The 8,153-nt window shown below is 34.3% G+C and carries 5 protein-coding genes and 1 pseudogene; 5 read left to right on the forward strand and 1 reads right to left on the reverse strand.

Going from position 1 to position 8,153, the window contains the following annotated elements:
* A pseudogene (locus tag B5E53_RS18140) lies at positions 1-446 on the forward strand (DDE-type integrase/transposase/recombinase); the annotation flags it as partial.
* 369 nt (positions 447-815) lie between these two features.
* A complete protein-coding gene (locus B5E53_RS20015; RefSeq protein WP_275532704.1) occupies positions 816-944 on the forward strand; it encodes a hypothetical protein in 129 nt (42 codons plus the stop codon).
* Positions 945-1,045: 101 nt separating this feature from the next.
* Here B5E53_RS20015 and B5E53_RS18145 read toward each other — a convergent pair whose 3' ends face one another.
* The gene (locus tag B5E53_RS18145) at positions 1,046-2,374 is read right to left on the reverse strand and encodes a macro domain-containing protein (RefSeq protein WP_162611970.1); all 1,329 of its coding nucleotides are present in this window, start codon (positions 2,372-2,374) and stop codon (positions 1,046-1,048) included.
* 281 nt (positions 2,375-2,655) lie between these two features.
* On the opposite strand from B5E53_RS18145, the gene B5E53_RS18150 reads away from it, so the two are divergent.
* The 3 genes from B5E53_RS18150 to B5E53_RS19895 all read left to right on the forward strand — a co-directional run bounded on the left by B5E53_RS18150 (position 2,656) and on the right by B5E53_RS19895 (position 7,507).
* Entirely contained in the window at positions 2,656-5,787 is a 3,132-nt protein-coding gene (locus tag B5E53_RS18150; protein WP_087317516.1) for a tetratricopeptide repeat protein, read from the forward strand.
* 335 nt (positions 5,788-6,122) lie between these two features.
* Positions 6,123-6,656, forward strand: a complete 534-nt coding sequence (locus tag B5E53_RS19890; protein WP_242963818.1) for a transposase — start codon at positions 6,123-6,125, stop codon at positions 6,654-6,656.
* Complete coding sequence (locus B5E53_RS19895) at positions 6,653-7,507, forward strand: IS3 family transposase (RefSeq protein ID WP_242963819.1); 855 nt, start codon at positions 6,653-6,655, stop codon at positions 7,505-7,507. The genes B5E53_RS19890 and B5E53_RS19895 overlap by 4 nt, the downstream gene beginning before the upstream one ends.
* The last annotated feature ends 646 nt before the right edge of the window (positions 7,508-8,153 follow it).

Below are 8,153 nucleotides of genomic sequence, written 5' to 3' on the forward strand. Positions count from 1 at the left end.
TTCCTAAAAGACCATAATGTACGATATAACTGCACAATCATAGATTTGCACGACAGAAGCGTTGTTGCCAGTATAACAGACCGGCATATCACAAGTGATCTTGCCATCCGTACCTTGCAGAAAGCATTGGAATCACAGCTGGCATTGAAAGGGGAATTGATTCTGCATTCAGATCAAGGAACACAATTTACGTCCAAAGCATTTGTAGAATTCTGCGAATCTGTTCCTGTGACACAAAGTATGAGCAAGGCGGGGTATCCGTATGATAATGCCCCTATGGAACGATATTTCAACACTTTGAAAAACGAACGCATTTACCTATACGAATATGATACCGAGAAATCCCTGTATTAAGCGGTAGAGGAATTTGCATATGTGGAATACATCATGTACGTCCTCATAGTTTCAATGGTTATTTAACGCCCTATCAGGCTAGGATTGCATAATGCGATAACCGGATTAGGTTGCTTAATTACTCTTTGGCAGGAACCTTTCACGTATGTCAAGGAGGTAGCTGCCAAAGGCAGTGCAAAGCAGCTTTTACATACCCTGGAGACTCCTGCATGATCCAAGCAGCAATCCAATATATTTTTAGCCACAAATGTTACAAACATGCTTGACCACAACAACCGTTGCTCGTATCAAACTTCAGTATACAGGTAAATCCACATTGTTATAAATGTGGGGTTACTTCATATTATCTAATCTGAGAGCGTATTCCTAATTTCGAAAGTCTATGCCATAATTATAAGCAAGCATTTTGATCTATTCTTTGCTGGAGAGTAAGTGTTTTACTATGTTTATGGGGGTATCTTATGCAAGCAAAACCTATTCCAAGGGAAAAGCGGTATCAGCTGGTTTTAGAATATCGTCAGAGAGAGCTTTCTGATTACAGTCGGTATCTGGAACATGATATCAAGTCGAGCCTTTTTATAAGTGAGTGAAACATCTCCGGCAGACAGAAATATTTATACAGCGACCTCAAGTAAAAAATTGTCAGGGTGGAACTGACCGCCAGTACCGACTAGAATCTAACAAAGACATTTTAACTTCTGAAACGTCTCTGTTTCATATGACCGGCAAAATATCCTACTACTAAGGACAGGAAAAAGAATTTTATTCCTGCATTACCATAACTGAGCAAAATATTATTATTTTTTATGTGCTCTCCCAGAATTCCGAATGCCAGAGCATCTTGTACAGAAATCTTTTGACTTTGAAAAATTGTAAAACACAAAAAAGCCATATCAACCGATACTTCCAAGTAGTTTACAAACAATAAAATACACGAGCGGATAATATTTGCAGAAGGACTTTGTACATCGGCCATAATAATGAGAGATAACAAATATGTAAGTGTATCTGTCATGCTGTAAATAATAAATAGCTGAAGAACCTGCAGCCATAATCCGTGAATCCCACATTTTTGCACCAACCCAAATACAATTACCGGAAGTAATATTTTTCCGAATGCCATCCATTCTACAATCTGCCTTCTGCGTTTCCAATCACATCCTCCCAATAGGTCTTTTATGGACGTCCATGGCAGACACATCATTCTGATCATCGTCAGGATATAACGTACACTCCTAGCTATTGCAAAATATCCTCTTCTTTCATCATATTTCTTTACATCTTGCATTACCTGAAAATTAGACTGCCAGGAACTTTGGAATGATACTTTTTTATCTTGCCTGAATTTTGCTCCGTATTTTTGTATGGTCTGGTGCATATATGCAATTCTGGTACGAAATGATTCCGCACTTTCACCTTTTTCCTTATGAATATAAAACCAAATTTGTTTTATTCCTGATAAAGCAAATAACTCCGGATCTTTCTGCTTCCACTCTATAAGCGCATTCCCCATGCTTGCAACGGCAATCTTTGCTGCATAACAAAACGGAAATCCATAAGTGCCTGCACTGATTATTGGAACAGCAATCCGCTCGATGTCTCCATGGCTCTTTATCTGTTCCACAATTGCGTAATAACACGATTCAAGAGCCTGCACTCTGGAAAAGCTACAAGTTTTGTAATTCCATTTTGATTCCTTTCTTGATTTTCCGTCAAATTCTGTTCCAACCACATGAATAACATAATCACACAGTCCATAACCACTTGTTGTAACTGCTTGACCGCGTTGACATCGTATTGTGTTGTACGCCTTTTTTTCATGACCATCCACCTTTTCACGAATCTTTTCTTTAAAAAAGCCGTTTTGTTTTTCCAGCCTGTCTATTTCCTTGTGGATATTTCCGTCAACCCCTTTTTCACTGCCCATTAAAGTAGGATTCGCTGCATTTATTATTGCATTAATTTTTTTTTCATTCAATTTTTCCTTTGCAGCAATTTCCCCTGTTTCTACGCCAAACATTGATGCTATACATTTGTCTTTTCTTCTGCATTTACTTCTCATTTTAATCTCTTTTCTCTTTAATTAATATACTAATATTTTAATTTACCTAATGTTGATTTTGCTTAAATTATAAATTTATTATAATATTGTTTTTATATAATATCATTTATTTGCTTAAAATCAAATATATATAATAAAATTTATTTATTATTTTTTTGATGTGTGATATTATAAAAAAATAAATAATAAATAATAATTATATAGCAATTTATAACAAAAAATGAGGAGAAGAACAAAAGATGAAAGAATATTTTAAAAAAGATTATTGGGAAAAAATACAAATTGATGGCCAAGATATCAAGCAACTAAGAACTATTACAAATTATGAACTGTTTTTAAAGGTAGCATATGATAAAGCAGATGAGATTTTTGACAGACGTTTTTCTGAGAGAGAAAATCAAAACGACAAAAATACAGATGGAACTACTGATAAAATATCAGAAAAAAATAAAGGAAAAGGAAAAATTTCAAAAAAAGTTATTCAATTAAAAAATTTAATACAAGTTATTGAAGACAAAATAGAGGAAAATAATCATCAAGGGGAACATCAAAAACTGGCTGCATTAACTTTGGGTAATGCTTATTTTCGATTAGCCTGGTGTCAAGAGGAGATATTCAAAGGTTCAAATAAAATGTATAAAAAGTCAGCCTCTTATTTCAACTGTCAAATTAATTCTGAGAATAATACAAACGATGATATAGATTTATTATTGAAATTGAATAAAGGAAAATATTTCAGAAATACAGCACGAATTGGGAAAAGAAGCTTGTATGAAAAAACGGTCGTAATTTTTGAAGATGTTGCTAATACTGTTTTTAATTTGTCAATAACGCCAGAGAAAAAAATACATATCTATTTGGATGCATTGATTAATATTGGGAGAGCAAAACGATATTACTATCAGTTTGATGAATCAACGAAAATATTTTGTGCAATTATATACGTCTTAAAAAAACATATTGATGTAGATATTCAAAAAACTTTGGATGACAGTACGATTTTAAATAATATTATAGCTAATAACAATGGGAATAGTGAAGCAACACTGTTGGAAACAATTATTAGTGAAGATAGTTCAATTGATAGCAATATTATATTTTATAAAGAATATGTAATACAGGCATTGATCCATATAGGAATCATTTTAAGGAAAGACAAAAAATATGATAAAGCAGAACAAATATTTCATTTAGTCACTGAGATTGATAAAGATAATATCGATGCAAAAAATAATTTAGGTGTCTGTTATCGAAAAACAAAAGGAAAACATGGAAAGGCGGAAGAGATTTTTGGTGAATTGAATAAAAAAGGCAATAAGTTTGCCTATGTGAATTTGTGCAAATGCTATCTTATGAGAAAAGATGATAAATATTACAATTGTTTTTCTGAATTAAAAGAACAATGCAAAAAAGGAAAAAGCATGCAGCTATATTTGATTTTAGGGGCATATTATCAGAAAGAAGAAAATTATGAAAAAGCTATAGAAATGTATCAAAAGGTGTATAATGCAAACCCTTATATTGCAAGAGGATGTATAGGTTTCAAAGCTTTGTATAATATTTCTCAATGTTTTATAAAACAAAATAACTTTGCACAGGCCAGAAAAATATTAAACTATATTAGAGATGTTTTGCAAAAACAAAAGAATGAACCCGATACCATGGTGGAGATTGATTATGGATGGTGTCTGATGCAAGAGGGCAATAACACAGAAGCGTTACAAGTGTATAAAAAAGCAAAGATAGATAATGAAAAAAATCCAGAAAAAACCGGACAGAGGAATTGGATGAGAATTTTAAATAATTTAGCGGAATGTTATATTCGTACAAATGACGTTGCTAAAGCTATAAGGACTTTGGACCAAGTAGCTACAATTGAAAAAAGAAACAGATGGGCTCTTTATTTGAGGAATGTGATCAATCTTAATGAAATTATAGATAATAAAAATATGGATGTAGCTCTTTTCGAAAAGGTTTATAAAGATTTTAGTGTTCTTGCACAATTATCTCCAGCACAGAGTCTTGAACAGTCAGGATGGGTAATAAGTGCCTGCTTATTGTATGATAAATATGATGCATTAAACATGGAAAATGATAAAAATAAAATTAAAGAAGAGATAATAAGAAAATTAAAATATCAAACGGAAAAAATAACATTAAAAAGTTTTTACTATTTGGCAAAATTTTTAAAAAAAGTATTAGAAAAAAATAATTGGGAAAATAAAGAAAAAGATGTTTTGTTTCGATGTTTTTGTCATATGAATTTAATGGAAGAAAGGGAATCACAAAACATAACACAACTAGAACATAAAAAAGGAACATTTACAGAGTTGATGGAAGGTCCCAATCTACATTTTATTGAACGAAAAGACCGAGCACAAATATTGGCAGATATTGTTATAATGTATAAAAATATCTTGGATATAAAAAACAAATGTTGTCATACAAATAAAAAAGAATATCCTGTGCACTATACAAAACTAAGTACGTTAAAATCCCTTTTAAAAGAACCTGGTGAGAATCAGGATACACCTAAATTAAGATTGTGGAATACTGCTTATATGAATGATTCCTATGAAGGAAAAGTTTTTGGAGATTTGTTAAATAAATTTGTTGTGCAGGATACGAAACATCAAATGTTGGAGAAATCCGAGAACAATGTGCTGGATACATTACAATATTTCTTTGAAAGTACATCACAAAACGTAGCAGACAGTATGGTGTATATTATCAGTTTCTCTGAGGAGATAAATAATTTTCAAATGTGGAATATTTATGCAGATTTAGAAAAGGGATGTGCTATACGCTTTAATAATGATTTTTTTGATATTAAAGAAGAATATAGTGACCCAATAGAAGACTTGGGGAATAATGCATATGCATTATACAGGGTACAATATTACGATTTAAAAAAGGATTCTTCAGTTAGTGATAAAGAAAACAAGTTTAAAAAATCTATGTTGAACATTTGGAATTGTATAAATCAAATAAAAACAACTCTTAAAGAGATTGAGGGAAAAATAGATCAAGAAAACGGTATAGGGAAGAAACTGTTCAAAAATGCTGAAACAGAAATAAGAGCTTTTGTTGCAGATCGTCTAAATGAAATACGATTTTTATTTAAAGACTGGACCTATGAATACGAAAAGGAATTGCGTTTGATTAGAAGTTCACGTTTTCCTAAAATCGACGAAGAAAATTTTGAAATACCAAAATTATACATTGATGTAGAAAGAGAAATCAGTGACTTGGAAGTAACTTTAGGTAAAAAAATAGAGGAAGAAACAGTTAAAGATTTAAATGTATGGCTAAGTCGTACAGGAAAAGTAAAAACAGTACATAATTTAAAAGAGAGAGAACTGGAAAAATAACATCACACATAATACTATTTATATAAGATTAAAAATTTAAAGGTTTATTCAATAAAAGAAAGAGATACTATAGTGGCTCAGTTGTCAAGACAAAAATCCAAGATTTTTATAATGAACTGATATAGTTGATAAGGGAGTAGATTAGGAGGAAGTTTCTCCTCGGATCCACGTATGCTTTATGCTGCATAAGGGAGCAACATTGCCGGATAATACCATTCTGCTGGTGTCTTATAATCAAGAGCAGAATGGAAACGCTCAAAGTTATAGCTGTGGAGAGCCGGGGGTGCGGACAAAAAGTTGGACTCCCCATGGACTCCGAAAGGAGTTAAATTAGAATGTATTCGCAAGACAAAATTGCTGTCACTTTAAAAGTCTATCATCAGTGTCAATCAGTAACCACCACGATTCAACTTCTTGGTTATCCGACCAGACGGACACTGTATACATGGATAGCTAATGAAGGCATCATTAAACCAAAACGAAAACCTTTGGAGCTGGTAAATATGGCAGATCATCCCCGGAATCCACCTGTTCAAGTAAAAATGGATGCCATTCATCGTTGCTTTGAACTTGGAGAAAGTATAAAATCAGTATCAGAAGATATCGGCTATACCAGAGCCAGCATGTACAGTTGGCGAAAAAAATATCTCCATGGAGGTGTTCCCGCATTGATGAATTGTAAAAATATTAAACCAAACACTCTTACAGAAGGTTCTTCTTCCAGATCATCTATTCCTGAACTGATGCAATTACAAGATCAGATCAGGAACATGCAGATGGAGATTGACATTCTGAAAGAAACTATCAATGTCCTAAAAAAGACCCCGGCATCGATCAGACGGCTCTCAAAAACAGGGAGAAGGCAGTGATCATCGATGCCCTGAAGAATAAATACTCACTGCCTGATCTACTAAAAAGGCTTGAACTATCAAAAAGCAGCTACTATTATCAGGAAGCTTCTATGAAAAAACCTGATAAATACAATGATATACGTGTCAGAATCCGTCTGCTTTTCAAGGAAAATAAACAGGGATATGGTTATCGGCACATCTATGGATTGTTAAAACGGGAAAAACGCACAGTTTCAGAAAAAGTGGTTCGACAGATTATGAGGGAAGAAGGACTTATTGTTATTTGTAAACGGCGCAGAAAATATAATTCCTATCAAGGGGAAATCTCTCCATCTGTGCCAAACAGGATAGAGAGGAATTTTCAGGCCGATAAACCAAACCAAAAGTGGCTGACAGATATTACGGAGTTCGCTCTTCCGGCAGGAAAAGTTTATCTTTCTGTACTAGTGGACTGTTTTGATGGCCTACTTCCCAGTTGGACAATCAGTACAACACCAGATTCTAAACTTGTGAACACAATGCTTGATCATGCCATATCCCATTTACCGGAAGGAGCTCATCCGTTCATTCATTCAGACAGGGGCTGCCATTACCGATGGCCAGGCTGGATAGAACGGATGAACAAAGCAGAATTGGAACGTTCGATGTCCAAAAAGGGTTGTTCTCCTGACAATGCAGCCTGTGAAGGGCTGTTTGGACGTTTAAAAAATGAAATGTTCTATAATCAAGATTGGACAGGCATTAAATTATCAGAATTTATTGACCTTCTAAATGAATATCTGCTGTGGTATAATACAAAGCGGATTAAAACATCTCTAGGAAATATGAGCCCATGGGAATATCGGCAAAGTCTCGGTTTGGTTGCATAACCAGTCCAAGAAAATGTCCGCACCCCCCGTCCGCTGTGGATATAACGTCCAATTGCCGCCCTTGCTTCTTTGATATTATTGTATTGTGTCAGATAGGCTTCTTCATATTTAAAACTGCGGAACCATCGCTCGATCATGATATTGTCTGCCCAGCGGCTTTTTCCATCCATGCTCTGACGGATTCCGTTCTCTTTGACGAAATCGATATACCGCTGGCTGGTAAATTGCCATCCCTGATCAGAATTCAAAATTCTGGGTTTTGCGACCTTGAATGCTTTTTCCAGAGCGGTGATCACCATTCTGGTATCCAAGGTATCATCCACTTCCCAGCCTACAATATAGCGGCTGTACCAATCAATGACAGCTGTCAGGTACAGATATCCACGATGGATCGGAATATAAGTAATATCGATTGACCAGGTCTGATTTGGTTTATCTATGACCGCATTACGGAGCAGATAAGGACATACTTTCGCCTGCTGCATCCGCTTGGACATGAAGTGATATACTAGTGTTGTAACAGTAGAGGCTAATAAGTTATAATCAATTTATCAAAGGGAGAAGGAATTATTATGCCACAAAGTTACACATCTGAATTTAAAAAGAAGATTGTCCGTCTTCATCTAGAAGAAGGACGCACTTACAA

Source organism: Eubacterium sp. An11 (assembly GCF_002161065.1).
In the GTDB taxonomy this organism is placed as follows: Bacteria; Bacillota; Clostridia; order Lachnospirales; family Lachnospiraceae; genus Anaerobutyricum; species Anaerobutyricum faecale.